General features: G+C 63.7%; 20 protein-coding genes. 12 read left to right on the top strand and 8 right to left on the bottom strand.

Translation table 11 applies throughout. The annotated features are described in order from the left end of the window. Positions 1–28: 28 nt before the first annotated feature. From ppc to ACF8Q6_RS16870, 7 genes are all read left to right on the top strand, one after another. Positions 29–2,656: a phosphoenolpyruvate carboxylase gene (gene ppc / locus ACF8Q6_RS16900; RefSeq protein ID WP_392492806.1), complete on the top strand. Its 2,628-nt coding sequence runs from the start codon at positions 29–31 to the stop codon at positions 2,654–2,656. 257 nt (positions 2,657–2,913) lie between these two features. Next, positions 2,914–3,564 (top strand): adenylate kinase, encoded by a 651-nt coding sequence (adk, locus tag ACF8Q6_RS16895; RefSeq protein ID WP_004575467.1) that lies wholly within the window; start codon positions 2,914–2,916, stop codon positions 3,562–3,564. A 271-nt stretch (positions 3,565–3,835) separates the two neighbouring features. Then, the gene (gene tsaB / locus ACF8Q6_RS16890) at positions 3,836–4,510 is read left to right on the top strand and encodes a tRNA (adenosine(37)-N6)-threonylcarbamoyltransferase complex dimerization subunit type 1 TsaB (protein WP_003252230.1); all 675 of its coding nucleotides are present in this window, start codon (positions 3,836–3,838) and stop codon (positions 4,508–4,510) included. Between the two features lie 131 nt (positions 4,511–4,641). Beyond that, entirely contained in the window at positions 4,642–4,932 is a 291-nt protein-coding gene (locus ACF8Q6_RS16885; RefSeq protein WP_014592161.1) for a hypothetical protein, read from the top strand. 3 nt (positions 4,933–4,935) lie between these two features. After that, complete coding sequence (locus tag ACF8Q6_RS16880; protein ID WP_392492804.1) at positions 4,936–5,805, top strand: DUF72 domain-containing protein; 870 nt, start codon at positions 4,936–4,938, stop codon at positions 5,803–5,805. A 28-nt stretch (positions 5,806–5,833) separates the two neighbouring features. Then, positions 5,834–6,664 (top strand): oxaloacetate decarboxylase, encoded by an 831-nt coding sequence (locus tag ACF8Q6_RS16875; protein WP_392492802.1) that lies wholly within the window; start codon positions 5,834–5,836, stop codon positions 6,662–6,664. Next, positions 6,664–7,353, top strand: a complete 690-nt coding sequence (locus tag ACF8Q6_RS16870; RefSeq protein ID WP_392492801.1) for an extensin family protein — start codon at positions 6,664–6,666, stop codon at positions 7,351–7,353. Before ACF8Q6_RS16875 ends, ACF8Q6_RS16870 begins: the two co-directional genes overlap by 1 nt. A gap of 2 nt (positions 7,354–7,355) precedes the next feature. Here the strand turns inward: ACF8Q6_RS16870 and ACF8Q6_RS16865 are convergent, their stop codons facing one another. Continuing rightward, a complete protein-coding gene (locus ACF8Q6_RS16865) occupies positions 7,356–7,976 on the bottom strand; it encodes an energy transducer TonB (protein WP_392492800.1) in 621 nt (206 codons plus the stop codon). A gap of 104 nt (positions 7,977–8,080) precedes the next feature. Between ACF8Q6_RS16865 and ACF8Q6_RS16860 the strand changes: the two genes are divergently transcribed. Beyond that, a complete protein-coding gene (locus ACF8Q6_RS16860; RefSeq protein WP_019752421.1) occupies positions 8,081–8,857 on the top strand; it encodes a class I SAM-dependent methyltransferase in 777 nt (258 codons plus the stop codon). A gap of 198 nt (positions 8,858–9,055) precedes the next feature. Then, on the top strand, positions 9,056–10,018 hold the full coding sequence (locus tag ACF8Q6_RS16855) for an RHS repeat-associated core domain-containing protein (RefSeq protein WP_392492798.1): 963 nt from the start codon (positions 9,056–9,058) through the stop codon (positions 10,016–10,018). Between the two features lie 115 nt (positions 10,019–10,133). Here the strand turns inward: ACF8Q6_RS16855 and ACF8Q6_RS16850 are convergent, their stop codons facing one another. Beyond that, positions 10,134–10,775, bottom strand: a complete 642-nt coding sequence (locus ACF8Q6_RS16850) for a TetR/AcrR family transcriptional regulator (RefSeq protein ID WP_392492797.1) — start codon at positions 10,773–10,775, stop codon at positions 10,134–10,136. 250 nt (positions 10,776–11,025) lie between these two features. Here ACF8Q6_RS16850 and ACF8Q6_RS16845 point away from each other — a divergent pair, with 250 nt between their 5' ends. Together ACF8Q6_RS16845 and ACF8Q6_RS16840 are read left to right on the top strand one after the other, a co-directional pair. Then, complete coding sequence (locus tag ACF8Q6_RS16845) at positions 11,026–12,126, top strand: efflux RND transporter periplasmic adaptor subunit (protein ID WP_392492795.1); 1,101 nt, start codon at positions 11,026–11,028, stop codon at positions 12,124–12,126. 6 nt (positions 12,127–12,132) lie between these two features. Then, positions 12,133–15,198: an efflux RND transporter permease subunit gene (locus ACF8Q6_RS16840; RefSeq protein WP_392492794.1), complete on the top strand. Its 3,066-nt coding sequence runs from the start codon at positions 12,133–12,135 to the stop codon at positions 15,196–15,198. A 180-nt stretch (positions 15,199–15,378) separates the two neighbouring features. On the opposite strand, the gene ACF8Q6_RS16835 is transcribed toward ACF8Q6_RS16840, so the two are convergent. The 3 genes from ACF8Q6_RS16835 to plsB all read right to left on the bottom strand — a co-directional run bounded on the left by ACF8Q6_RS16835 (position 15,379) and on the right by plsB (position 19,060). Next, positions 15,379–16,065 (bottom strand): DUF4197 domain-containing protein, encoded by a 687-nt coding sequence (locus tag ACF8Q6_RS16835; protein WP_161774680.1) that lies wholly within the window; start codon positions 16,063–16,065, stop codon positions 15,379–15,381. Between the two features lie 33 nt (positions 16,066–16,098). After that, positions 16,099–16,497, bottom strand: a complete 399-nt coding sequence (locus tag ACF8Q6_RS16830; protein WP_003252249.1) for a YbaY family lipoprotein — start codon at positions 16,495–16,497, stop codon at positions 16,099–16,101. Positions 16,498–16,573: 76 nt separating this feature from the next. Continuing rightward, positions 16,574–19,060: a glycerol-3-phosphate 1-O-acyltransferase PlsB gene (gene plsB, locus ACF8Q6_RS16825; RefSeq protein ID WP_392494448.1), complete on the bottom strand. Its 2,487-nt coding sequence runs from the start codon at positions 19,058–19,060 to the stop codon at positions 16,574–16,576. 233 nt (positions 19,061–19,293) lie between these two features. Between plsB and ACF8Q6_RS16820 the strand changes: the two genes are divergently transcribed. Continuing rightward, a complete protein-coding gene (locus ACF8Q6_RS16820; protein ID WP_003252255.1) occupies positions 19,294–19,503 on the top strand; it encodes a cold-shock protein in 210 nt (69 codons plus the stop codon). 122 nt (positions 19,504–19,625) lie between these two features. Here the strand turns inward: ACF8Q6_RS16820 and ACF8Q6_RS16815 are convergent, their stop codons facing one another. Genes ACF8Q6_RS16815 through dapE form a run of 3 tightly spaced genes read right to left on the bottom strand, consistent with a single transcriptional unit; the run spans position 19,626 to position 21,984 of the window. Beyond that, positions 19,626–20,003, bottom strand: coding sequence for a hypothetical protein (locus ACF8Q6_RS16815; RefSeq protein ID WP_012053554.1), 378 nt, complete (start codon positions 20,001–20,003; stop codon positions 19,626–19,628). Between the two features lie 17 nt (positions 20,004–20,020). Next, positions 20,021–20,833: a putative RNA methyltransferase gene (locus ACF8Q6_RS16810; protein ID WP_392494445.1), complete on the bottom strand. Its 813-nt coding sequence runs from the start codon at positions 20,831–20,833 to the stop codon at positions 20,021–20,023. Continuing rightward, entirely contained in the window at positions 20,833–21,984 is a 1,152-nt protein-coding gene (gene dapE, locus ACF8Q6_RS16805; protein ID WP_392494443.1) for a succinyl-diaminopimelate desuccinylase, read from the bottom strand. The genes ACF8Q6_RS16810 and dapE overlap by 1 nt, the downstream gene beginning before the upstream one ends. Positions 21,985–22,073 lie beyond the last annotated feature (89 nt).

Here is a 22,073-nt window from a genome sequence, read left to right as displayed (position 1 = left end):
TGAGAGGGATGCAACGGAGAGAGCGCCAGTGACCGATATCGATGTGCGTTTGCGTGAAGATGTCCATGTGTTGGGGGAGCTGCTTGGCGAAACCATTCGCCAACAGCATGGCGATGCGTTCCTGCAGAAAATCGAGGACATCCGCCACAGTGCCAAGGCCGACCGCCGCGGCCCGGGTGAGCAGCTGAGCTCGACCTTGGCGGACCTGGCCGAAGAAGACCTGCTGCCCGTAGCGAGGGCCTTCAACCAGTTCCTCAACCTGGCCAACATGGCCGAGCAGTACCAGTTGATCCGCCGGCGCGACGCTGACCAGCCCGAGCCGTTCGAAGCGCAGGTACTGCCCGAGCTGCTGGGGCGCTTGAAGCAGGCCGGCCACAGCAACGATGCCCTGGCCCGGCAACTGGCCAAGCTCGATATCCAGTTGGTGCTCACCGCACATCCCACCGAAGTGGCCCGTCGCACGCTGATCCAGAAGTACGACGCGATCGCCGGCCAACTGGCCGCGCAGGACCATCGTGACCTGACCCCGGCAGAACGCCAGCAAGTGCGTGAACGCCTGCGCCGGCTGATCGCCGAGGCCTGGCACACCGAGGAAATCCGCCGCACCCGGCCTACGCCGGTAGACGAAGCCAAGTGGGGTTTCGCAGTGATCGAGCATTCACTGTGGCATGCCATCCCCAGCCACCTGCGCAAGGTCGACAAGGCCCTGCTGGAGGCCACTGGCCTGCGCCTGCCGCTGGAGGCCGCGCCGATTCGCTTTGCCTCGTGGATGGGTGGGGACCGTGATGGCAACCCCAATGTAACGGCTGCCGTCACCCGCGAAGTACTCCTGCTGGCGCGCTGGATGGCCGCCGACCTCTTCCTGCGCGACATCGATGCGCTGGCCGCCGAGTTGTCCATGCAGCAGGCCAACGACGCCCTGCGCCAACAGGTTGGCGACAGTGCCGAACCCTACCGCGCTGTGCTCAAGCAACTGCGCGACCGCCTGCGTGCGACACGCGCATGGGCGCATTCGGCCTTGACCAGCAACCAACCGGCCGGTGCCGACGTGCTGGTGGACAACCGCGAGCTGATCGCGCCACTGGAGCTGTGCTACCAGTCACTGCACGAATGCGGCATGGGCGTGATCGCCGAGGGGCCGCTGCTTGACTGCCTGCGTCGTGCGGTGACCTTCGGCCTGTTCCTGGGCCGCCTGGACGTACGCCAGGACGCTGCCCGCCACCGTGATGCGCTGACCGAGATTACCGATTACCTGGGCCTGGGGCGTTACGCCGACTGGGATGAGGAGCAGCGCATCGCGTTTCTCCAGGCCGAGCTGAAAAACCGCCGGCCCCTGCTACCTGCGCATTTCAAGCCGCAAGCGGACACCGCCGAAGTGCTGGCGACCTGCAGGGAAGTGGCCGCTGCGCCGGCCGCCTCGCTGGGGTCTTACGTCATCTCCATGGCCGGTGCCGCCTCGGATGTACTGGCGGTGCAACTGTTGCTCAAGGAAGCCGGCCTGACCCGCCCCATGCGCGTGGTGCCACTGTTCGAGACCCTGGCCGACCTCGACAACGCCGGCCCGGTCATGCAGCGCCTGCTTGGCCTGCCGGGCTACCGCGCGGGCCTGCGCGGCCCGCAGGAAGTGATGATCGGCTACTCCGATTCGGCCAAGGACGCCGGCACCACCGCTGCTGCCTGGGCGCAGTACCGGGCTCAGGAAAACCTGGTGCGTATCTGTGCCGAGCATCAGGTCGAGCTGCTGCTGTTCCACGGCCGTGGCGGTACGGTCGGGCGAGGCGGCGGCCCGGCCCATGCCGCGATCCTGTCGCAGCCACCGGGTTCGGTGGCGGGGCGTTTCCGCACCACCGAGCAGGGTGAAATGATTCGCTTCAAGTTCGGCTTGCCGGGCATCGCCGAGCAAAACCTCAACCTGTACCTGGCTGCCGTGCTTGAAGCCACGCTATTGCCACCACCGCCCCCGCAGCCGGCCTGGCGTGAAGTGATGGACCAGTTGGCCGCCGATGGTGTCCAGGCCTACCGCAGCGTGGTACGGGAGAATCCCGTTTTCGTCGAGTACTTCCGCCAGTCGACGCCAGAACAGGAGCTGGGGCGCCTGCCGTTGGGCAGCCGCCCGGCCAAGCGTCGTGCCGGGGGCATCGAAAGCCTGCGGGCCATCCCGTGGATCTTCGGCTGGACCCAGACCCGGCTGATGCTGCCGGCCTGGCTGGGCTGGGAAACGGCGCTGACTAATGCCTTGGCCCGTGGTCAGGGTGAGTTGCTGGCGCAAATGCGCGAGCAATGGCCGTTCTTCCGCACCCGCATCGACATGCTGGAAATGGTGCTGGCCAAGGCCGATGCGCAAATTGCCGAGGCCTACGACGAACGTCTGGTGCAACCGCACTTGCGTCCTTTAGGTGCGCACCTGCGCGACCTATTGTCGCAGTCATGCCAGGTCGTGCTGGGTCTGACCGGGCAGCCGGTGCTACTGGCGCACAGCCCCGAGACACGGGAATTCATTAGCCTGCGCAATACCTATCTGGACCCGTTGCACCGCCTGCAGGCAGAGTTGCTGGCCCGCTCGCGCAGCCGCGAAGCCGCTCTGGACAGCCCGTTGGAGCAGGCCTTGCTGGTGACCGTGGCGGGTATTGCCGCCGGGCTGCGCAACACCGGCTAAGGGCAAGCCCGGGTCATGTCTGGCGCGTGCCATACAGGCCCGGCACTATGACGGGGAGGGCGGTTGCGCCTGGCGCAACCGCCTGCCCGGTCAGCCGCAAGTGGCGCATTCCTGCAACTTTGGGACGCTTGTCTGGCTGCCGGGCGCTGTGTATCTTGAGCAGCCTTCTGACCGATTTATGGTCATACCCGATTTTCCGGACTTGGCCCTGGTCGCCGAATCCATTGAATTTCATACAAAAATTTGAGGAGCACGAGATGCGCGTAATTCTGCTGGGAGCTCCCGGGGCCGGTAAAGGTACTCAGGCAAAGTTCATCACCGAAAAGTTCGGTATTCCACAGATCTCCACCGGTGACATGCTGCGTGCCGCCGTCAAGGCCGGCACCCCGCTGGGCCTGGAGCTGAAGAAAGTCATGGATGCCGGCCAGCTGGTCTCCGACGAGTTGATCATCAGCCTGGTGAAGGAGCGCATCGCTCAGCCTGATTGCGCCAACGGCTGCCTGTTCGACGGCTTCCCACGCACCATCCCACAGGCCGAAGCCATGGTCGCTGCCGGTGTCGACATCGATGCCGTGGTCGAAATTGCCGTCGACGACGAAGAAATCGTCGGCCGCATGGCTGGCCGCCGCGTGCACCTGGCCTCGGGCCGTACCTACCACATTCAGTACAACCCGCCGAAAGTGGAAGGCAAGGACGACGAGACCGGTGAAGACCTGATCCAGCGTGACGACGACAAAGAAGAAACCGTTCGCCATCGCCTGTCGGTCTACCACAGCCAGACCAAGCCGCTGGTGGATTTCTACCAGAAGCTGTCGGCTGCCAATGGCGGCAAGCCGAAGTACAGCCACATCGAAGGTGTCGGCTCGGTTGAAGCCATCACCGCCAAGGTCCTGGCAGCCCTGAGCTGATCCGGCGCCTGACGCACCTCGACAACGGCCCGCTTTTGTGGGAGCGGCCTTGTGTCGCGAAAGGGCTGCAGAGCAGCCCCAGACAATGGTGTGATACCGCTGAAACCCTGGGGCCGCTTTGCGGCCCTTTTCGCGACGCAAGGTCGCTCCTCCAGGGCCAGTGCAGGCTTTGAAATCAGCGTGATGGGCCGCACAGCGGCCCCCTCGGGACACAACGCCGCTGCTGCTCTATACTGCCGCTCTTTTTCATTCGCACCTGGATACCCGTTCGATGACCACCCTGCTGGCCCTGGATACCGCCACCGAAGCCTGTTCCGTCGCGCTGCTGCATGACGGCAAGGTAACCAGCCATTACGAGGTGATCCCGCGCATGCATGCCCAGAAGCTGCTGCCGATGATCAAGCAACTGCTGGCCGACGCTGGCGTGGCACTGAATGCGCTGGATGCCATTGCCTTTGGCCGTGGCCCGGGCGCTTTCACCGGCGTGCGTATTGCCATCGGGGTTGTGCAAGGCCTGGCCTTCGCCCTCGAACGCCCAGTGCTGCCGGTGTCCAACCTGGCCGCTTTGGCCCAGGGTGCATTGCGCGAGCATGGCGTGCAGCAGGTGGCAGCTGCCATCGATGCGCGCATGGATGAAGTGTACTGGGGCTGCTACCAGGCCACGGCGGGCGAAATGCGCCTGGTCGGCCGTGAAGCCGTGTTGCCGCCCGAGCAGGTGGCGCTACCGGCAGGCAGCAATGGCGAGTGGTTCGGTGCCGGTACCGGATGGGGCTATGCCGAGCGCCTGGCGGTACAGGTGGCGGCTAGCAACCCGGGTGCCTTGCCCAACGCCCTGGACGTCCTCAGCCTGGCCACCTTTGCCTGGGCCCGTGGCGAGGCAATCGTCGCCGAGCAGGCGCAACCGGTTTATCTGCGCGATAATGTAGCCACACCCAAGAAGCACTGAGTGCTGTTCGTCGATTATCGCCGAACACGCTAAAACCTTTTGCGCGATCTGTGGTCCAGTTATCACTCAAGCATTAGCGACGGAACTCTGATGCTGCTAAATTGCCATCATTGGTCCTGAGTGCTCATGCCATGCGTATCGACGGTTTCTCATCGCAGTCCTACCCGCTCAAGCGCACCTCGCGCAAAGCAGCGGTGCGTGACGAGGCCATCGACGATGCCGAGGTGATCGAGGAGGCAGAAGCCGCCCCGCAGGAAGCCACCGCCCGCCGCCCTGGTGGTGGCCTGCCAGCCCGCCAGCAGGATATGGTTTTCCCACGCGCCCGTGACCGCCGTACCGCCACCGCACTGGCCAGCTACCTGAGCACTGCAGGCTTTACTGACTGGGACATGGAAGTACTGGGGCTCGACCTGTACATTTGATGGATGAATCCGTCACCACTGCCTTACTTTCTCGGTTGCCCGTCCTGGAGCGAAAACGCCTGGCGCGACTACCTGTACCCCGCTGACGCCAACAGTAATCAAATGCTTGGCTTCTACAGCCAGGTCTTCAACGCCGTCGAAGGCAACACCACGTTCTACGCCCGTCCCGCTCCCGGCACCATTGCCCGCTGGGCGCAGGTCATGCCAGAGCACTTTCGCTTCACTGCCAAGTTTCCGCGGGATGTCAGCCATGAGGGTGACCTGCGTGACCAGCTTGAGCCTGTCTTCGACTTCACTCGGCTGATGGCCCCGCTGGGCCAGCGCGTATCACCCTACTGGTTGCAGTTGCCGGCCCAGTTCGGCCCGGCGCGCCTGGGTGAGCTTTGTCACTTCCTCGATCAGATTGCCGTGCCCGTGGCTGTGGAAGTGCGCAACCAGGCCTTTTTTGCCAAGGGTGAGGAAGAACGCCTGCTCAATCGCCTGCTGCACGAGCGCGGTGTGGAGCGTATCTGCCTCGACCCGCGTGCGCTGTTCAGTTGTACCTCGCGCGACCCTGCCGTGCTGCATGCGCAGTCGAAGAAGCCAAAGGTGCCACCGCGTCCGGCAGCCTTCAGCCAGCACCCGCAGGTGCGCTTCATCGGCCATCCGGAACTGGAGGCTAATCAGGCCTTCCTTAGCCCTTGGGTAGAAAAAGTCGCCGCCTGGATCGAAGAAGGCCGCAATCCCTATATCTTCCTGCACACCTCGGACAATCGCCTGGCTGCGGCGCTGGCCCAGCGTTTCCATCAGCGCCTGATGGCACGCCTGCCGGGCCTGGCACCTTTGCCGGAATTGCCGCGCGCCCCTGAGGTCGAACAATTGGGGCTACTCTGACCTTTCCCTGACTGCCGGAGGTTGAACCATGGATGTGCAAACCCTGCGAGCTGAGGCCTTCAAGGCGTTACACGCGCGCGACGGCGCGTTCGTCATCCCCAACCCGTGGGATGCCGGCTCCGCCAAGTTGCTCGCCAGCCTGGGTTTCGAGGCGCTGGCTACCACCAGTGCAGGCCTGGCCTTCAGCCTTGGCCGGCCGGACGCCGAAGGCGCCTTGAGCCTGGACGATACGCTGGACAATGCCGGCGAGATCGTCGATGCCACCGCGCTGCCGGTGGCCGCCGATCTGGAAAACGGCTTTGGCGACTTGCCCGAAGACTGTGCCCAGACCATTCTGCGTGCCGCCGAAATTGGCCTGGTGGGCGGTTCCATCGAAGATGCCAGCGGCCGCAGTGATGCGCCCATCTATGACTTCGGGCTGGCTGTGGAACGCGTGCGCGCTGCCGTGCAGGCTGCGCGAAGCCTGCCATTCCCGTTCACCTTGTGCGCCCGTGCAGAAAACCTGCTGCACGGGCGCATGGACCTCGACGACACCATCCTGCGCCTGCAAGCCTATGCCGAAGCCGGTGCCGACGTGCTCTACGCCCCCGGGCTGCGCACCGTGGAGGAAGTCCGTGCCGTGGTGCAGGCAGTCGCACCGCGCCCTGTGAATGTGCTGATGGGCATGGCGGGCGTGCCGCTGAGTGTCAACCAGTTGCAGGACCTGGGCGTGCGCCGCGTCAGCGTTGGCTCGTCGCTGGCCCGTGCTGCACTCGGGGCCTTCTACCGGGCCGCGCAGGAAATTCGCGATGAGGGCACGTTCGGCTACGGTGAGCAGGCCATGCCGTTTGCCCAACTGAACGACCTGTTCCGCCGCTGATGAGGGCATTGCTGGCGCTACTGGCCAGCCTGCTGACGGTGGCCGGCCTGGCCTGGCACTTCGGCTGGCGCCTGCCTGCCGCATGGAACCCCTGGGCGCCGCTGGACGTACGCCAGCCGCCCAACCTGCTGACCCCCTACAAACTGTCGCGCCTGCGCGATGACCCAGCGCTGTGCCGCCAGGCGCTGGAAACCAGCCACCTGCGTTACCGGGCACAAGCCGACAGCCCGGCGTCGGCCAACTGCCCGCTGCAGAACGTATGGCGCATCGAAGGCGGCCAGGCGCGGCTGAGCAGCAGCTTTCTGGCCAGTTGCCCGCTGGTGGTGGCCTATGCACTGTTCGAGAACCATGGCTTGCAGCCGGCGGCGCAGGAGGTGTTTGGGCAAGCGGTGACGCAGGTCGATCACCTGGGCAGCTTTGCCTGCCGCAACGTCTACCACCGCAAGCAGGGCCGTTTGAGCCAGCACGCTACGGCCAATGCGCTGGACATCAGCGGATTTCGCCTGAAGGACGGCCAGCGCATTATTCTGGCGCGTGACTGGCAGGCAGGTGGACAGAAGGCGGAATTCCTGCACCGGGTGCAGCGGGCAGCTTGCGAGAGCTTCAGCACGGTACTGGGGCCGGACTACAACGCTGCGCACCGCAACCACTTCCATCTGGACATGGGGCGCTGGCAGATCTGTCGTTAGCTTCAGGCGTACGCGCGCACGTTGTTCAGCACCACTGGGCGCGCCCAGTGGATGTCGAACGCCAGGTCATTCTGCTGCTTGGCCAGTGTGGCGTCGTCGAACGGTTCCGGGGCCGGGTCCAGCAGGTTGCTTTCCAGCTCGGCGATGGGCAGGAACAGCGACCGCGGCGTGGGGCCAGGGCCGGGTTCGGCGATCGGCTGACCCTGGTTCATCACCACCGGGCGCAGCCAGCTGTTGTTGATGTCGAGCTGGCGCTGTTGCTCGATCAGTTCCATGGCGCTGAACGGCTCGGGGGCGGGCGGCAGCAGCTTGGCTTCAAGCTCGGCCTTGGGCAGAAACAACGGTTCGGGCGGCGCCACGATGGTGTCGTGCACCGGGCAGGCGCGCTGGGCGTCGATCAACGCCAGTGCACGGGCCCCGCCGATGGGTTCGCCGCTGTCCTGGTCGTACTGCACGAACGACTGGCTGATGCCGTCTACGGGCTCTTCATGCTGCTCGGCCATCGCTCGGGCAAAGAAATCCTGCCACAGGTGGCTGACGCCCCCGAGTGCCTGGGTGTTGTGCTGACTGTAGTTGCCGACAGGCGACAAATAGGTCAAGCCGATGGGAAGAGTATCTGACATGGCAGTCGTGCGCGCTGTGCTCTGGCAGAATAGCGGGATATTGCCTGTATCGGCCGTGGCTGCCGATTCATTAAGGGCTTGGTTTGATTTTTCGGGTGTGAACGATGGAAGAGCAAGGCACGGGTATCAGGGTCGAGGCGATGACAGCTGAGTATGCGCAACAGGCCAGGGCGTGGGCTGAACGCCTGGGCCTGCCGCTGCAGGACGATACCGCCGCCTTCGCTGTGCAGGTGGGCGCCGACGGCTTGCAGATTCAGCAACTGGGCCCGCAGGCGCCCGGGCCGGTGCGTGTAGACTTCGTCGAAGGCCAGGCTGCGCATCGCCGCCAGTTTGGCGGTGGCAACGGGCAGATGATCGCCAAGGCTGTGGGCATTGCCCAAGGTATCCGGCCGCAGGTGCTGGATGCCACGGCGGGGCTGGGCAAGGACGCGTTCGTGCTGGCCAGCCTTGGCTGCCAGATGACCCTGATCGAGCGCCAGCCGCTGATTGCCGCGCTGCTGGAGGACGGCCTGGCGCGGGCGCGAGCGGATGAAGAGGTGGGCCCGATTGTCGGGCGCATGCGCCTGCTGACCGGCAACGCCATCGAGCGCATGCGTGCCTGGGAAGGGGAGGCGCCGCAGGTGATCTACCTCGACCCGATGTTCCCGCACCGCGACAAGAGCGCCCTGGTGAAAAAGGAAATGCGCGTGTTCCGGCCTTTGGTGGGCGATGACCTGGATGCCCCGGCGCTGCTCGAAGCCGCCCTGGCGCTGGCCAGCCACCGGGTGGTGGTGAAGCGGCCGCGCAAAGCACCGATCATCGACGGGCCGAAGCCGAGCCATAGCCTGGAAGGCAAGTCGAGCCGGTATGACATCTACCCGAAGAAGGCCTTGAAGGCCTGACCTGCCCCTATCTGGCCGGCTAGCACGATTGTAGGAGCGGCTTTAGCCGCGAACACCGGCAACGCCGGTGCCATCCACTGCGTCGTCTCCTGCGCGTTAAACCTGCTCCTACAATGACCTGTTATTTCTGCCAGTAGTCATTAGTTGGCTAAGGGCGCGATCCTAACGGACATTTGATCCTGATGGAGGGTAATGTTCATGTCGCCTGCTCCTTATGCCCGGCAAGCTGGCCGCCAGTTTTTTTACTGTAACGGCAAGATAGTTGCTGAATTGAATGGCGATGCCCGCTGGCGTTTCTTTCAGGCTAATGGCCTGGCGCTGGCTCAGAAAGATCACCAGTCCTCGGGCTTGTCCAGCATGCTGGCGGCATCCGACCAGCAGCGCTCGGTCCTATTCATTTATGAAAAGAAACGCCTGGAATCACAGGCTTACTCGCCCTATGGGCATCACAATCAGGGTAGCGGCTTGCTGTCGTTGCTTGCCTTCAGTGGCGAGCGGCTGGATGCGAGTTCGGGGCTTTACCATCTGGGGAATGGTTACAGGCAATTCAGCCCGCTCATGATGCGCTTTTGCAGCCCGGACAGTTGGAGCCCATTCGGTGCAGGTAGTTTTAATGCGTATGCGTATTGTGTGGGAGATCCTGTGAACCGTATTGACCCGACGGGGCATGCTGGAGTTAGGGTGACAATTCAAAGAAAACAATCAAGGCCAAATAGACCCGTGCAGAAAGTAATGGAGTCTAACTCTCTAGTGTCGAAGGAAAGAATCTATAAGCGTAATGGGGCTGATCGTATCATACCAGAGAGTAGAGCAGGGGTTGGAGAGGATGTTTCATTTGAGTCATTATTCAATTCGCACGAAATCGCTGAGCAGCGTCGTTTGTTTGCGCAGTTTAACGCACCTGCGAGAACATCTTCAGAAAGCAAGAAAGTATTCTTCCAATCGCATGATTCAGGTCCGGATGTTGAAGCCGGAAAGCGCTATGCTCAATCGTTGAATGTACACAAGGACTCGCTCGAAAGTGAAATCAAAGCGCGTGATTTGAAAGATCTTTTAAGTGATTTGGATGCGGTTAATGCTCGTATGTCCGCAGCGGGATCCTCGCGAGACCTAATGATTCAAGCCGCGTTAATAGCAGAGATCAGAAGGCGTCCCGCATAAATGGCTTGGGTGTGATGAGCTCTATATCAGCTGCCTTCTGCGTGCACTTACGTAGAAGGCAGAAGGCAGAAGTTTGGCTAGTGAGTGATTGAAAAAGTATTAATGAAGATTTTTCTCAGTCCCTAAACGCCCGTAAGAACACTTTTACCACCTCGCGCACATGCGCCTCGGCTTCATCGCCTTCCAGCGGCCCCGCACAGCCCAGCAGCAAGCGGTAATCTGGCGCCCCCTTGACCAGGCAGAAGAAATGCTCCGCCGCCCTCAATGGGTTGTCGATGCGCAGCAGTCCGCGCTCATGTGCCCCGCGCAGTAGCGCTTCCATGCCTGCGAGCACGCGCTTGGGCCCGGCCTCGTAGAAGTACTCGCCAAAACTCGGGTCCAGGCTGCCCTGGGCCATGATCAGGCGGCTGAGCTTGATCGCTTCGTCACTGCTGATAAGCGTCTGGAAGTTACGGGCAATGGTCAGCAGCACGTCTTCCACCGGTACCCCCTCGGGATACTCGAACAGCAGATCAGGCAACTGGATCTGGCAGGTGGCCATGACCGCCGAGCAGAACAGGGTCTGCTTGTCGGTGAAGTGGCTGTACACGGTGAGTTTTGAAACACCTGCCGCCGCAGCGACCGCATCCATGCTGGTGTTGGCATAGCCAAGGCTGAGGAACAGCGCCTTGGCCGCTTCGAGGATCGCCTCGCGCTTGGCCAGGTCCTTGGGCCGGCCCGGGCCGATGGGTGCGTCGTTGAGCATTGTGGTCTGCATCTGGTTTAAGAATCCCCATCTTAACGGGTCAGCCGCGATACGGCTAAACCTAGCTCACATTTACCTGCGGCCTGCCAGCGTTCAGTTGATCGACAGGGTGTGCGTTCAGCCGCCGCTTGATCTCACCGGCGCCAGAGGGCTCCAGCCAGGTCGTCGAAAAGCCAGCGCATGCCCTTCCCGGCATCGTTGCGCTGATTTAATATGCCAGTCAGTACAAATATTAAATGTGCACTCCGCGAAAGGATTCATCATGTTGCGCCATGCCTTGTCCATCGCTCTGCCCGCCGCCGCTGCCCTGCTTCTGGCGGCGTGTGGTCAGGAAGCCGCCCCACCCGCCGCGCCGCGCCCGGCGCTGGTGGTGCAGCCACAGCCGGCCGAAGCCGCTGCCGACAGTTACCCCGGCGAAGTGCGCGCGCGCTTCGAGCCGGAGCTGGCCTTCCGCATTGGCGGCAAGGTCAGCAAGCGCCTGGTGGAGGAGGGGCAGCGGGTCAAGGCCGACCAGTCGCTGGCCGAGCTGGACCCGCAGGACGTGCGCCTGCAACTTGAAGCCAATCGCGCCCAGCTGGCGGCTGCCGAGGCCAACCTGGCATTGGTGCGCGCCGAGCGCGACCGCTACCAGAAGCTGCTGGAACGGCAGATGGTCAGCCACTCCCAGTTCGACAACGCCGAAAACCTCTACCGCGCCGGCCTTGCCCGTCTGAAGCAGGCCAAGGCCGAGTTCGATGTGGCGGGCAACCAGGCCGAATATGCCGTATTGCGTGCGCCGCAGGCCGGGGTGATTGCTAAGCGCCAGGTTGAAGTGGGCCAGGTGGTCGCCGCCGGGCAGACCGTTTTCACCCTTGCCGCCGATGGCGAGCGAGAAGTGGCCATCGGCCTGCCGGAGCAGCAGTTCGCCCGCTTCGCTGTGGGCCAACCGGTGAGCGTGGAGTTGTGGTCGCACCCGCAGGCGCGTTTCCAGGGGCGCATTCGCGAGCTGTCACCGGCCGCCGACCCGCGTTCGCGCACGTTCGCGGCGCGCATCGCCTTTACCACGTCCGCCGTACCGGCTGAACTGGGCCAGAGCGCCCGGGTGTTCATCGCCAAGGACGGGCTGATCCCGCTGGCGGTACCGCTGTCGGCCGTGACGGCGGAAAACGGTCAGGCCTATGTCTGGCGGGTGAACAAGGAAAGCCGCCTGGAGCGGGCGACCGTGCGCCTGGGGGCTTATGGCAGCGACAGTGTGCCGGTGCTCGAAGGCCTGGACCCGGGTGACTGGGTGGTTGCCGCTGGTGGCCATGTACTGCGCGAGGGCCAGGAGGTACGCCCCGTTGACCGCAGCAACCGTGTAGTGAACCTGACGGCCAAGGAGTAAGTCCCGATGGGTTTCAACCTTTCTGCCTGGGCGCTGCGCAACCGCCAGATCGTCCTGTTCCTGATGATCCTGCTGGCGGTCATTGGCGCCATGTCGTACACCAAGCTTGGCCAGAGCGAGGATCCGCCATTCACCTTCAAGGCCATGGTCATCCGCACCCTGTGGCCAGGCGCCAGCGCTGAAGAAGTGTCGCGACAGGTGACCGAGCGCATCGAAAAGAAGCTGATGGAAACCGGTGAGTACGAGAGAATCGTCTCGTTCTCTCGCCCCGGCGAATCGCAGGTTACTTTCATGGCCCGTGACTCGCTGCACTCCAAGGACATCCCCGCGTTGTGGTACCAGATCCGCAAGAAGGTTGCGGACATTCGCCACACCTTGCCGCCGGAGATCCAGGGCCCGTTCTTCAACGACGAGTTCGGCACCACCTTCGGCAATATCTATGCGCTGACTGGCGAAGGCTTTGACTATGCGGTGCTCAAGGACTACGCCGACCGTATCCAGATCCAGCTGCAGCGGGTCAAGGATGTGGGCAAGGTCGAGCTGATCGGCCTGCAGGACGAGAAAGTCTGGATCGAGCTGTCCAACCTCAAGCTGGCCACCCTCGGCGTGCCCCTGGAAGCCGTGCAGAAGGCGCTGCAAGAACAGAACGCGGTGAGCACCGCCGGTTTCTTCGAGACGCCCAGCGAGCGCTTGCAACTGCGCGTGAGCGGGCGTTTCGACAGTGTCGAGCAGATCCGCCAGTTCCCCATTCGCGTGGGGGATCGCACCTTCCGGATTGGTGATGTCGCCGAGGTGCACCGTGGCTTCAACGACCCACCTGCACCGCGCATGCGCTTCATGGGCGAGGATGCCATTGGCCTGGCGGTTTCGATGAAAGACGGTGGCGACATCCTGGTACTGGGCAAGGCCCTGGAAGGCGAGTTCGAGCGCCTGGCGCATAACCTGCCTGCCGGCATGGCGCTGCGCAAGGTTTCGGATCAACCGGCGGCGGTCAAGGCCGGTGTGGGCGAGTTCGTGCAGGTGCTGGTCGAGGCGTTGGTCATTGTGCTGCTGGTGAGCTTCTTCTCGCTGGGCCTGCGCACTGGCCTGGTGGTGGCGCTGGCCATTCCGCTGGTGTTGGCCATGACCTTTGCCGCCATGCATTACTTCGGCATCGGCCTGCACAAGATTTCCCTTGGCGCGCTGGTGCTGGCCTTGGGCTTGCTGGTGGACGACGCGATCATTGCTGTGGAGATGATGGCGATCAAGATGGAGCAGGGCTATGACCGCCTCAAGGCAGCCAGCTATGCCTGGACGAGTACGGCCTTCCCGATGCTCACCGGGACGCTGATCACGGCAGCGGGCTTTCTGCCGATTGCCACCGCGGCCTCCAGCACCGGCGAATATACCCGGTCGATCTTCCAGGTGGTCACCATCGCTTTGCTGACCTCTTGGGTGGCGGCCGTGGTGTTCGTGCCTTACCTGGGTGAGCGCCTGCTACCCGACCTGGCCAAGCTGCATGCCGCGCGCCATGGCAAGGACGGCCATGCGCCAGACCCCTACGCCACCCCGTTCTACCAGCGCGTGCGACGGCTGGTGGAATGGTGCGTACGGCGGCGCAAGACGGTAATCCTGCTGACCGTTGCCGCTTTTGTCGGCAGCCTCCTGCTGTTCCGCTTCGTACCCCAGCAGTTCTTCCCGGCTTCCGGGCGCCCGGAACTGATGGTTGACCTGAAGCTGGCCGAAGGCGCCTCGCTGGCCAATACCGCCGAGCGGGTCAAGCAACTGGAGGCGCTGCTCAAGCAGCAGGGCGGTATCGACAACTACGTGGCCTATGTGGGCACCGGCTCGCCGCGCTTCTACCTGCCGCTGGACCAGCAACTGCCGGCAGCCAGCTTCGCCCAGTTCGTGGTGCTGGCCAAGTCGATGGAAGACCGCGAACGCCTGCGCAGTTGGCTGATCAGCACGGTGGACCAGCAGTTCCCTGACCTGCGCGCGCGGGTCACGCGTCTGGAAAATGGCCCACCCGTGGGCTACCCGGTGCAGTTCCGGGTCACTGGCGAGCATATCGAGAAGGCCCGCGCACTGGCCCGTGAAGTGGCTGACAAGGTGCGCGAGAACCCGCATGTGGTGAACGTGCACCTGGACTGGGAGGAGCCCAGCAAGGCGGTGTTCCTCGAAATCGACCAGGACCGCGCCCGTGCGCTGGGCGTGAGCACTTCGCACCTGGCCAGCTTCCTGCAAAGCTCGCTGATCGGTACCACGGTCAGCCAGTACCGCGAGGACAACGAACTGATCGAGATCCTGCTGCGCGGCACCCGGCAGGAACGCAGCGAGCTGGGCAACCTGGGTAGCCTGGCGTTGCCCACCGACAATGGCCAGAGCGTGGCGCTGTCGCAGGTGGCGACCCTGGAGTACGGCTTTGAAGAAGGCATTATCTGGCACCGCAACCGCTTGCCGACGGTGACCGTGCGTGCCGATATCTACGATCAGGAGCAGCCGGCGACGCTGGTGAAGCAGATTCTGCCGACCCTGCAGGAAATCCGCGCCAAGCTGCCTGATGGTTACCTGCTTGAGGTGGGTGGCACGGTGGAGGACTCCGAACGTGGGCAGAAATCGGTGAATGCCGGCATGCCACTGTTCATCGTGGTAGTCCTGAGCTTGCTGATGATCCAGCTGCGCAGTTTCTCGCGCACGGTGATGGTGTTCCTCACCGCGCCGCTGGGGCTGATCGGTGTGACCCTGTTCCTGCTGGTGTTCCGCCAGCCGTTCGGCTTTGTCGCCATGCTCGGCACCATTGCCCTGGCGGGGATGATCATGCGCAACTCGGTGATCCTGGTGGACCAGATCGAGCAGGACATCGCAGCGGGGATGGAGCGCTGGCAGGCGATCATCGAGGCTACGGTGCGGCGCTTCCGACCGATCGTGCTGACCGCGCTGGCGGCGGTGCTGGCCATGATCCCGTTGTCACGTAGTGTGTTCTATGGACCGATGGCGGTGGCGATCATGGGCGGGTTGATCGTGGCCACGGTGCTTACACTGCTGTTCCTGCCGGCGTTGTATGCGGCGTGGTTCAGGGTGAAGAAGGGCTGAAGACCGCAGGGGGAGGGCTTAGCCCTCCCTTCGCGGGTAAACCCGCTCCTACGACGGCCTGTGTCCAACCCCGCCGCCGTGTAGGAGCGGGTTTACCCGCGAATACGGTGGCGGCAGCAACGGTGAGCGGCTGGTGAAAATTGGCCAGCAGGCCCGGCCCTTTCGCGGGTGAACCCGCTCCTACAGCGCGCCGAAGACCTTCTTGGCCAGGCTGGTAGCCGCAGCTGCCGGGTTCTGGCGAATGCTCTGCTCCTGTTTGCCGATCATCTCGAACAAGCCATCCAACGCCTTTTCGGTCACGTAGTTCTCGATATTGGCGTCATCCTTGACCAGCCCCAGGCCTTTGGCCTGGGCGGCGAAGGCATTGTACTGCTGGGCCACGCCAACCTTGTCGGTGGCCTGCTTGACGATTGGCAGGAACCTGGCGCGGATCTGCTCGCGGCTGCTTTTGTTCAGGTACTGGGTGGCCGAGTCGTCACCGCCGCTGAGGATGCCTTTGGCGTCGGTCACGCTCATGTTCTTCACGGCATCCACCAGAATCGCCTGTGCCTGCGGCACGGCGGCCTCGGCGGCCTTGTTCATGCTGGTTTCCAGGGCTTCGACCTGTTCACCCTTGCCGAACATTTTCATCGCCTTGGCGGCTTTGCCCAGGTTGCCTGGCAGCTCGATGCGCACGTCCGGGTTGTTGCTGAAGCCGCCTGGGGTGCTCAGTTGCTTGACGGCCAACTGCGCACCTTGGGTCAGGGCATCTTTCAGGCCGCCGGTGGCGTCTTTCTGGCTCAGGTCGCCCAGCGACAGGGCCAGGGCACTGGCCGACAGCAGCAGGCCGGCGCACAGGGTGGTGAAGCGCAGGGAAGTGCGGATCATGAAGCTTTCCTTGTAAACGGATAAGTGCGGGTATCAGCGAACCTGGTCTACCTTGATGCGTACCGATTGCGGGTCACTGCCATCGAGCGCGACACCGTGGTGTTCGGTATTGATGAACAGCAACTTGCCATTCAGCTCGATGCGCGCGCTCACCGCATAGCGGTGGCCAGGCTTGACCTGCGCGGGGTCATAGGTGAGATGGAACGGCAGCGGCACGTTGCCTTTGACCGGGCCGGCCTGGCGCGCCAGGGTCACGGCAGGGGCGTCCATCAGCGACACATCCTGCAGTTCCACGCTCAGGGTGGCGGCAGGCGGCAGGGCAATGCGCTGCAGGTAGAAGACTTCACCGTCCAGGCTGGCCTGGTTGGGTGGGGTTTGGCTGGAACAGGCTGCAAGCAGGGATGCGCAACACAGCATAAAGAGCTTTTTCATGGAATCTCCGGTGTCCTTGGAGCTGGCTTGTGGCCAACCCCACGGACTTTAGCGGATTTTGCCGACCGATGAACCGTTAGAGGGTCGAAGTTTCCAACCCGTCGTCACGGTGCAGGGCCACCTGGCGGATCGACAGGCGCAGCTCGGCCGACAGCACTCGCTTGGCCACGCCCTCGGCCAGCTCGCCGAGTTTGTCGTGATAACCCAGCTTGCCTTGCGCATCGGCGTGCAGCACCCCTTGCTGGAGCAGGGTCTGGATGAAGTGGCGGAACAGCGTCTTGTCGAAGAACTCCGGTGCGTTCAGGCCGTGCAGGATCGACAGGCGCTGGGCCATCATCACGCACAGGTCTTCCAGCGCTTCGGCGCTCAGGCTGTTCTGCCCGCTGTTGATCAGCAGCGAGGTGGCCATGTAGAAGCGCTGCAGGGTCTGGGTGATGGTGCGGGCGAGCAGGGTCAGCAACACGAACTGCCGCGAGCTGGGCGCCGGGCGCACGTACAGGTCGTTGTCCTGGCGCAGCAGGCCCTGTTCCACCAGCGCGACCAGCCATTGGTCGATGACCTCGTCCAGCTGTTCTGGCGTCCAGCGCAGGAACAGTTCGGCCTGTAGGTAGGGGTAAAGCGCGTGCACATACTGGCCCAGCAGTTCACGGCTCATGCGTGAACTGCTGAGGAAGAAGCTGGCCAGCAGCGCCGGCAGGGCGAAGATGTGCAGCACGTTGTTGCGGTAGTAGGTCATCAGCACCGCGTTGCCTTCATCCAGGTAGAGGATGCGGCCCAGGGCGTCCTTCTGCTCGGCCACCAGGTTCATGCTGCGCACATGTTCGATCAGTGCCTGGCCGTCGCCCTCGGGCAGGGTGGTGTGCGGCGAGTAGGGCACTTGGCGCAGCAGCGCCAGGTACAGGTCGAGTACGCGGGTCAGGGCGCGCTCGTCCAGGGCAAGGCGGCTGGTGGACAGCAGTGCCAGGGCCACCAGGTTGACCGGGTTGATGGCGGCCGCCTCGTTGAGGTGACGGGCCACGGTTTCTCCCAGGCGGGCGGTGGTGGCGTTGAGCCAGTCCGGCCGGTACTGCGGACCGTGATCCTGTTCACGCCAGCCGGGCTGCTGCTGGTCGAGGAAACCTGCCAGGCGGATGGGTTCGCCGAAGTTGACGTAGACCTGGCCAAAGCGCTGCTTGAGTGCGCCGAACACCTTGAAGATGTCCAACACCGACTCCTTCTTCTTGATGGCGCCGCGCAGTTCGCCCAGGTAGGTACGGCCTTCAAGCACGCGCTCGTAGCCGATGTACACCGGCACGAACACGATTGGTGTACGCGACGAACGCAGGAAGCTGCGCAGGGTAATGGCCAGCATCCCGGTGCGCGGCTGCAACATGCGCCCGGTGCGCGAGCGGCCGCCTTCGACGAAGTACTCGACCGGGAAGCCCTTGGTGTACAGGGTATGCAGGTACTCATTGAACACCGCCGTGTAAAGCGGGTTGCCCTTGAACGTGCGGCGCATGAAGAAGGCGCCACCACGGCGTAGCAGGTTACCCACCACCGGCATGTTGAGGTTGATGCCTGCAGCCACGTGCGGCGGAGTAAGGCCGTTGCGGAACAGCAGGTACGACAGCAGCAGGTAGTCGATGTGGCTGCGGTGGCACGGCACGTAGATCACTTCATGGCCAGGGGCGATACCCTGCACCTGTTCGATGTGGTTGACCTTGATGCCGTCGTAGATCTTGTTCCAGAACCAGCTGAGCACCACTTCGAGGAAGCGGATGGCGGTATAGGTGTAGTCCGACGCTATTTCGTTGCCATAGCGCAGTGCCTGGGCCTCGGCTTTGGCCAGCGGCAGGTTCTCGCGCTGCGCTTCGTCGGCAATCGCCTGGCGCACTTGCGGGGCATGGACCAGGCCTTTGACCAGGGTGCGTCGGTGCGAGATGTCCGGGCCGATGACGGCAGTCTTGAGGTTGCGAAAGTGCACGCGCATCAGGCGCTGGGCCATGCGCACGGTGCGCTCGTGGCCTTTGTTGTGCTGCACCAGCTCGCGCAGGTGGATTGGCGCGGAGAACTGTACCCGGGTCTTGCGCCCCAGGATCAGTACGGTCAGCAGCCGGCGCAGGCGCCCGGTTACCGCCCAGCTGTCGGCGAACAGCAGCTTCCAGGGGCTGGACTCGCTGGCCGGGGTCTGGCCCCAGAACACGCTGACAGGAATGATCTGCGCATCTTCTTCAGCATGCTGGCTGACGGCAGCCACCAGGCGCTCGAGGGTGGGCGGGGCGCCGCTTTTGTCCTGGCGGCCGAGCCAGTCCGGGTCGGGGGTCAGGTAGAAGAACGCGGCGGGTTCCTGCAGTGGGCCGACAGCTACCGGCAGCACCGGGCGCGGTAGCCCCGCTTTGGTGCACTCGTGGTCGAGCACGGCCAGGTCAGTGAGCGCGGGCGAGGGCAGCGCATAGAACACCGGCCGGCTGCGGTCGAGGTTGAGGGTCATGGAAGACTGGTTGATGGTCTCGGAGCGCACCCACAGGTACAACAGGCGACGCAGGCCGCCGAAGATCAGGCGGTGCAGGGGGGAACGGGTCATGGGGTGTGTGCCCTGGGTGTGATGTTCAGGTGGGTATTCTGCTATTTAGTCTGCCGTATCGGCGTAAGTTCAGCAAAATTCGGCCAACGGCGGCGCCGTCATCAATTTTTTTTGTTCTGTGTCATATACTCGGCCTGCCACTTGCAGGATATTTCGGCAAGCGGCGTTGGCACGGGGCAGGTGACCTCATGCCTGCAAGGCGATCTTCACAATAAAAATCCGGAGTAGTTCAGATGTCGTCTCGTGAGACTGGGAATGTAAAGTGGTTCAACGATGCCAAGGGTTATGGCTTCATTCAGCGCGAAGGTGGTGCGGATGTCTTCGTCCACTATCGGGCGATTCGCGGTGAGGGGCATCGTACCCTGGTCGAAGGGCAGCGGGTGGAGTACGCCTGCGTGCAGGGCCAGAAAGGCCTGCAAGCCGAAGACGTAGTGGGCCTCTGAGCCTCTGGTTTCAAGCCGTAGGAGCGGGCTTGCCCGCGAAGCAGCCACCACGGTGGCTGCCACGGGCGTGGCCCGTGTTTGCGGGTAAACCCGCTCCTACAGAGACGAGCAAGGCTGCCGTTTCATGACGTACGCCAGGTGATTTCCTCTTCACCGTCGGCGCTGATGCGGACCCAGCGGTCAGCATCTTCTTCCCCGTCTTCCTCAACCCAGCCACCCGGCGCGCAGCGCACTTCCACACCCAGCGCGGCAAATGCGGCGCGGGCGCAGGCAACGTCATCGGCCCACGGCGTCTGGTCGCTTTCCAGGTACAGGCTGTTCCATTTCCCTACAGCCTTGGGTAACCAAGTGACCGGAATGTTACCGGCCTTGCATTTGAAGGTATGGCCTTTCTGCTTCCACTCGGTGCACGGGCCGATTGCCTGGGCGAGCCACTCGGCAATCTGCTTGTGGTCGACGTCGGCGTCCTTCAGGTAGATCTCGATATCAGGTTGACGCATAAGGGCTCCGGGTGTGCTCAGTCTTGGCGCACGAAATAGTCATAACGCATGGAAACCGTGACCTCGAACGGCTCGGGCTGGTCGATCACCCGGGCACGTTTTTCGGCGCTGGCGCGCCAGCCGTGTGGGGTCATGGCCAGCAGGTCGGCGCGAGCCTTGGGCGCGGCCAGGCGCAGGCGGAACTCGAGGGTTTCGCTGTGGGCATGGGCCATGCCTTCAGGGACCAGGGCCAGGTGCTTGTCGTCGGCGTAAGGGCGTACTTCATCGTAGAGCACTTCACGCAGTTCCATCAGGTGGCCGCTGGTCGGGCCGACCCGCATCAGGCCGCCGCCGGGGCTGAGCAAACGCTTGGCCTCGGCCCAGTCCAGCGGGCTGAAAACGCTGGCGATGAACTGGCAGCTGGCGTCGGTCAGCGGCACGCGGGCCATGCTGGCGACCATCCAGGTGACCGCCGGTGCTCGGCGGCAGGCGCGCTTGACCGCTTCGCGAGAGATGTCCAGCGCATAACCGTCGGCGGCCGGCAAGGCCTGGGCGATCTGTGCGGTGTAGTAACCCTCGCCGCAGCCGATGTCCAGCCAGGCGCCAGGCTGGCGCTCGGCGGCCAGCTCGGCCAGGCGGCGGGCGACTGGCGCGTAATGGCCGGTGTCGAGAAAGTCGCGGCGTGCCTCGACCATGGCCTGGTTGTCACCGGGGTCGCGGCTGTTCTTGTGCTGCACCGGCAGCAGGTTCAGGTAACCCTGGCGGGCCCGGTCGAAGCGGTGGCCGGCTGGGCACACCACACCATTGTCGAGCCGGCTCAGTGGCGCCTGGCAAAGCGGGCAGGCAAGCATCAGGCGAGCAACCGGACCAGGGTCTGGTAGTAGATTTCGGTCAGCAGATCGAGGTCGCTGGCCAGGATCCGCTCGTCAACCTGGTGGATGGTGGCGTTGACCGGGCCGAGTTCGACCACCTGGGTACCCATGGTTGCGATGAAGCGACCATCGGAGGTGCCGCCGCTGGTGGAGGGCTGGGTATCGCGGCCGGTGACACCCTTGATGCTGGCCGCCACGGCGTCGAGCAGCTCGCCTGGTTCGGTCAGGAACGGCAGGCCAGACAATGCCCAGTCGACTGACCAGTCCAGTTCATGCTTGTCGAGAATCGCCGACACCCGCGCCTGCAGGCCTTCAACGGTGGACTCGGTGGAAAAGCGGAAGTTGAACAGCGCGGTCAGCTCGCCCGGGACCACGTTGGTGGCGCCGGTGCCGGAATTGACGTTGGATATCTGGAAACTGGTGGGTGGGAAGAACGCGTTGCCTTCGTCCCAGTGTTCGGCAGCCAGTTCCGCCAGGGCCGGGGCGGCCAGGTGGATCGGGTTGCGCGCCAGATGCGGGTAGGCCACATGGCCCTGTTTGCCGCGTATGGTCAGCTTGGCGCCCAGCGAACCACGGCGACCGTTCTTGACCACGTCACCCAGCAAGGTGGTGCTGGACGGTTCGCCGACGATGCACCAGTCCAGGCGCTCGTTGCGCGCTTTCAGGCGCTCGACCACCGCCTTGGTGCCGTGGTGGGCCGGGCCTTCCTCGTCGCTGGTGATCAGAAACGCGACCTTGCCGCGGTGGTTCGGGTAGTCCTGCACGAAGCGCTCGCTGGCGATGACCATGGACGCCAGGCTGCCCTTCATGTCGGCGGCGCCACGACCGCAGAGCATGCCGTCGGCGTCGATCAGCGCCTCGAACGGTTCATGCTGCCATTGCTGGACCGGGCCGGTGGGCACCACGTCGGTGTGGCCGGCAAAGCACAGCACCGGGCCTTCCTGGTTGCCGTGGGTGGCCCAGAAGTTGTCGACATCCTCGATGCGCATCGGCTCCAGCTGGAAACCAACGGCGCCCAGACGGTTCATCATCTGCGCCTGGCAATCGGCGTCGACGGGGGTGACCGAGGGGCGACGGATCAGGTCGCAGGCCAGTTGAAGGGTAGGCGAGAGCTCGGCAGGGGCCGTCATGGGGGACTCCGGGGCAAGGCAAGGCTGGGAAATCTGAGGGGCGTTATCTTATATCAAACCGAAGGGCCAATGGGGCCGCTTTGCGGCCC

The organism is Pseudomonas sp. GLN_2 (genome assembly GCF_043106005.1).
Taxonomy (GTDB): domain Bacteria; phylum Pseudomonadota; class Gammaproteobacteria; order Pseudomonadales; family Pseudomonadaceae; genus Aquipseudomonas; species Aquipseudomonas alloputida.
This window is presented reverse-complemented; position numbering and strand designations above follow the sequence as displayed.

Coding starts and splice junctions, on each gene's coding strand:
- adk (WP_004575467.1), top strand. CDS start 2,914: ATGCGCGTAATTCTGCTGGGAGCTCCCGGGGCCGGTAAAGGTACTCAG.
- tsaB (WP_003252230.1), top strand. CDS start 3,836: ATGACCACCCTGCTGGCCCTGGATACCGCCACCGAAGCCTGTTCCGTC.
- ACF8Q6_RS16885 (WP_014592161.1), top strand. CDS start 4,642: ATGCGTATCGACGGTTTCTCATCGCAGTCCTACCCGCTCAAGCGCACC.
- ACF8Q6_RS16880 (WP_392492804.1), top strand. CDS start 4,936: ATGAATCCGTCACCACTGCCTTACTTTCTCGGTTGCCCGTCCTGGAGC.
- ACF8Q6_RS16875 (WP_392492802.1), top strand. CDS start 5,834: ATGGATGTGCAAACCCTGCGAGCTGAGGCCTTCAAGGCGTTACACGCG.
- ACF8Q6_RS16870 (WP_392492801.1), top strand. CDS start 6,664: ATGAGGGCATTGCTGGCGCTACTGGCCAGCCTGCTGACGGTGGCCGGC.
- ACF8Q6_RS16865 (WP_392492800.1), bottom strand. CDS start 7,976: ATGTCAGATACTCTTCCCATCGGCTTGACCTATTTGTCGCCTGTCGGC.
- ACF8Q6_RS16860 (WP_019752421.1), top strand. CDS start 8,081: ATGGAAGAGCAAGGCACGGGTATCAGGGTCGAGGCGATGACAGCTGAG.
- ACF8Q6_RS16855 (WP_392492798.1), top strand. CDS start 9,056: ATGTCGCCTGCTCCTTATGCCCGGCAAGCTGGCCGCCAGTTTTTTTAC.
- ACF8Q6_RS16850 (WP_392492797.1), bottom strand. CDS start 10,775: ATGCAGACCACAATGCTCAACGACGCACCCATCGGCCCGGGCCGGCCC.
- ACF8Q6_RS16845 (WP_392492795.1), top strand. CDS start 11,026: ATGTTGCGCCATGCCTTGTCCATCGCTCTGCCCGCCGCCGCTGCCCTG.
- ACF8Q6_RS16840 (WP_392492794.1), top strand. CDS start 12,133: ATGGGTTTCAACCTTTCTGCCTGGGCGCTGCGCAACCGCCAGATCGTC.
- ACF8Q6_RS16835 (WP_161774680.1), bottom strand. CDS start 16,065: ATGATCCGCACTTCCCTGCGCTTCACCACCCTGTGCGCCGGCCTGCTG.
- ACF8Q6_RS16830 (WP_003252249.1), bottom strand. CDS start 16,497: ATGAAAAAGCTCTTTATGCTGTGTTGCGCATCCCTGCTTGCAGCCTGT.
- plsB (WP_392494448.1), bottom strand. CDS start 19,060: ATGACCCGTTCCCCCCTGCACCGCCTGATCTTCGGCGGCCTGCGTCGC.
- ACF8Q6_RS16820 (WP_003252255.1), top strand. CDS start 19,294: ATGTCGTCTCGTGAGACTGGGAATGTAAAGTGGTTCAACGATGCCAAG.
- ACF8Q6_RS16815 (WP_012053554.1), bottom strand. CDS start 20,003: ATGCGTCAACCTGATATCGAGATCTACCTGAAGGACGCCGACGTCGAC.
- ACF8Q6_RS16810 (WP_392494445.1), bottom strand. CDS start 20,833: ATGCTTGCCTGCCCGCTTTGCCAGGCGCCACTGAGCCGGCTCGACAAT.
- dapE (WP_392494443.1), bottom strand. CDS start 21,984: ATGACGGCCCCTGCCGAGCTCTCGCCTACCCTTCAACTGGCCTGCGAC.